Origin of the sequence: Facklamia sp. HMSC062C11, from assembly GCF_001810675.1 — a bacterium.
Classification (GTDB): Bacteria; Bacillota; Bacilli; order Lactobacillales; family Aerococcaceae; genus Facklamia; species Facklamia hominis.
The window spans coordinates 1-3,243 of the sequence record NZ_KV802387.1; the positions used below are offsets into that span (position 1 = coordinate 1).

The following is a 3,243-nucleotide window of genomic DNA, read 5'->3' on the forward strand; positions in this document are numbered from 1 at the left end:
CAACTTGATCATTGAAAACTGAATAACACCAAACAAGATTGATCATTGACTCGGATGCGAGCAATGACAATCCATTATTTCTAAAAAGATATAATGAACCGAGAAATTGACCGAGTCTATAACGAAAGTTATAGAGTAAAAAATAAGCGAAAATATTGTGGTTAAGCAATGAAGGGCGCACGGTGAATGCCTTGGCACTAGGAGCCGATGAAGGACGCGACGAACAGCGATATGCTTCGGGGAGCGGTAAGTACGCTAAGAACCGGAGATTTCCGAATGGGGGAACCCGATACGGTTAGACCCGTATCACTCGAAAGAGAGGTAGACGCAGAGAACTGAAACATCTAAGTACCTGCAGGAAAAGAAAATAAATAATGATTCCCTAAGTAGCGGCGAGCGAACGGGGAAGAGCCCAAACCAGCGTGCATGCACGCTGGGGTTGAAGGACTCCAGGAAAGACTGAAACACTTAGTCGAAGCCCATGGGAAGGGGCGGCGAAGCGGGTGAGACCCCCTTAGACGAAAAGTGAGACAGCTTAGGAGTATCCTGAGTACGGCGGGACACGAGAAATCCCGTCGGAATCCACCAGGACCATCTGGTAAGGCTAAATACTCCCTAGTGACCGATAGTGAACCAGTACCGTGAGGGAAAGGTGAAAAGCACCCCGGGAGGGGAGTGAAAGAGTACCTGAAACCGTGTGCTTACAAGTAGTCAGAGCCCGTTAAGGGGTGATGGCGTGCCTTTTGTAGAATGAACCGGCGAGTGACGATTTGTGGCGAGGTTAAGTTGAAGAAACGGAGCCGAAGCGAAAGCGAGTCTGAATAGGGCGAGAGTCAAAGGTCGTCGACCCGAAACCAGGTGACCTACCCATGTGCAGGTTGAAGGTGTGGTAAGACACACTGGAGGACCGAACTAGGACATGTTGAAAAATGTTTAGATGACGTGTGGGTAGCGGAGAAATTCCAATCGAACTTGGAGATAGCTGGTTCTCTCCGAAATATATTTAGGTATAGCCTCAGAGGATGAGAGATGGAGGTAGAGCACTGTTTGGACTAGGGGCCCATACGGGTTACTGAATCTAGATAAACTCCGAATGCCAACTTGTTAACTCTGGGAGTCAGACGGCGAGTGATAAGATCCGTCGTCGAAAGGGAAACAGCCCAGCCCACCAGCTAAGGTCCCAAAGTACTTGTTAAGTGGAAAAGGATGTGGGGTTGCATAGACAGCTAGGATGTTGGCTTAGAAGCAGCCATCATTGAAAGAGTGCGTAATAGCTCACTAGTCGAGTGACCCTGCGCCGAAAATGTACCGGGGCTAAACAAGACACCGAAGCTGTGGATTTACTTTAGAGTAAGTGGTAGGAGAGCGTTCTATGTGCGGTGAAGGGGTACCGTAAGGAGCCTTGGAGCGCATAGAAGTGAGAATGCCGGTATGAGTAGCGAAAGATGGGTGAGAATCCCATCCACCGATAGACTAAGGTTTCCAGGGGAAGGCTCGTCCGCCCTGGGTTAGTCGGGACCTAAGCAAAAGCCGAACGGCGTATGCGATGGATAACAGGTAGAGATTCCTGTACTTGGGAAGACGTTTGAGCAATGGAGGGACACAGGAGGTAAGTCCACGCAGGCGGATGGAAGAGCCTGTAGAAGCAGTAAGTGTGCGAGTGAGTCAAATGCTTAGTCGCAAGAAGCATGAGCTGTGATCTGGAGCGAAATAAAAGTAGCGAAGGTGGATCATCAAACTGTCGAGAAAAGCTTCTAGCGAGTCGAACCAACCCGTACCGCAAACCGACACAGGTAGTCAAGTAGAGAATACTAAGGTGAGCGAGAGAACTCTCGTTAAGGAACTCGGCAAAATGACCCCGTAACTTCGGGAGAAGGGGTGCACACGCAAGTGTGCCGCAGTGAATAGGCCCAGGCGACTGTTTATCAAAAACACAGGTTTCTGCTAAATCGAAAGATGATGTATAGGAGCTGACGCCTGCCCGGTGCTGGAAGGTTAAGAGGAGTGCTTAGCTTCGGCGAAGGTACGAATTGAAGCCCCAGTAAACGGCGGCCGTAACTATAACGGTCCTAAGGTAGCGAAATTCCTTGTCGGGTAAGTTCCGACCCGCACGAAAGGCGTAACGATCTGGGCACTGTCTCAACGAGAGACTCGGTGAAATTATAGTACCGGTGAAGATGCCGGTTACCCGCGACAGGACGGAAAGACCCCATGGAGCTTGACTGTAGCTTGATATTGAGTGTTTGTGTGACATGTACAGGATAGGTAGGAGCTTAAGAATTGTGTACGCCAGTATGCAAGGAGGCGTTGGTGGGATACTACCCTTGTGATATGAACCCTCTAACTCGCGTGAAGAACACGGAAGACAGTGTCAGGTGGGCAGTTTGACTGGGGCGGTCGCCTCCTAAAGAGTAACGGAGGCGCCCAAAGGTTCCCTCAGAATGGTTGGAAATCATTCAAAGAGTGCAAAGGCAGAAGGGAGCTTGACTGCGAGACCCACAAGTCGAGCAGGGACGAAAGTCGGGCTTAGTGATCCGGTGGTACCGCATGGAAGGGCCATCGCTCAACGGATAAAAGCTACCCTGGGGATAACAGGCTTATCTCCCCCAAGAGTTCACATCGACGGGGAGGTTTGGCACCTCGATGTCGGCTCATCGCATCCTGGGGCTGAAGTCGGTCCCAAGGGTTGGGCTGTTCGCCCATTAAAGCGGTACGCGAGCTGGGTTCAGAACGTCGTGAGACAGTTCGGTCCCTATCCGTCGCGGGCGTAGGAAATTTGAGAAGAGCTGTCCTTAGTACGAGAGGACCGGGATGGACACACCGCTGGTGTACCAGTTGTTCCGCCAGGAGCATCGCTGGGTAGCTATGTGTGGGATGGATAACCGCTGAAAGCATCTAAGCGGGAAGCCAGCTTCGAGATGAGATTTCCCAATCGCAAGATTTAAGACCCCTGAGAGACGATCAGGTAGATAGGCTAGGAGTGGAAGTTCAGTGATGAATGGAGCGGACTAGTACTAATCGGTCGAGGACTTAACCAAGACAATTTCAAGGGAAGTAGGGTGTTATTTAGTTTTGAGTGATGAAGAATCGCTCAAGGTGAAAAAGGGCACAGTGTGGTGATGAGGGCAAGAAGGATACACCTGTAACCATGCCGAACACAGAAGTTAAGCTTCTTAGCGCCGATGGTAGTGGGGACTTTGTTCCTGTGAGAGTAGGTCGTTGCCACGCGTGCTCATTCATCTA

2 rRNA genes are annotated in these 3,243 nt (G+C 50.5%); both read left to right on the forward strand.

Features of this window, described 5'->3' with window-relative positions:
* The first annotated feature begins 159 nt into the window (after positions 1–159).
* Positions 160–3,038 (forward strand): 23S ribosomal RNA (locus HMPREF2758_RS03150).
* Positions 3,039–3,112: 74 nt separating this feature from the next.
* Positions 3,113–3,228: ribosomal RNA gene (gene rrf / locus HMPREF2758_RS03155) — 5S ribosomal RNA — on the forward strand.
* Positions 3,229–3,243: the final 15 nt, after the last annotated feature.